We start from the raw sequence: 514 nt of genomic DNA, 5'->3' as shown, positions 1-514 counted from the left end.
CAGATATCTGCCAAGAACTGGCTTTGACTATTGAGCTTGCCGGCGGCCTCTAGCATCTCGACCAGCTCTTTGAGCGCTTCATCTTTGGTTTGAGCTTTTAGATCTAAACATATCGTTTCCAGCTCAATTAGGTTTGTGATGTCCATTGTTTTACCTTCCAATATTCACGCTCGAATATATACCCAAGTGAGTTTGAGATACAGGATCCCCTGGCTCGTATGCGTTCCTACTCATTTTATTTGGGCATAGATTAACCAGTGCCTACCCTTTGATATATAGGACTAAAAGTGCATTAACTGGATTAATGTAACATGAGATTCAAACTGTGATAGAGCTCTTGCGTTAATCCAGCTCAAATCAATTCAATCTGCGGTGGCTGTGTTAATATCCACAAAAAATAAAATGGATAGAACATGAAAATCGTAGCGGTGACAGCATGCCCTACAGGCATCGCTCATACTTATATGGCGGCAGATGCACTAATGAAAGCTGCGCCAAAACATAACGTGCAAAT

General features: G+C 41.6%; 1 pseudogene. It reads left to right on the top strand.

The features are described 5' to 3' along the window. Positions 1-413: 413 nt before the first annotated feature. A pseudogene (locus tag R7Z77_RS28525) lies at positions 414-514 on the top strand (PTS fructose transporter subunit IIB); the annotation flags it as partial.

The sequence above is a fragment of the Vibrio sp. 1401 genome, assembly GCF_033340295.1.
The sequence above is the reverse complement of the archived record's forward strand: the minus strand, read 5'-3'. Positions and strand labels throughout refer to the sequence as shown.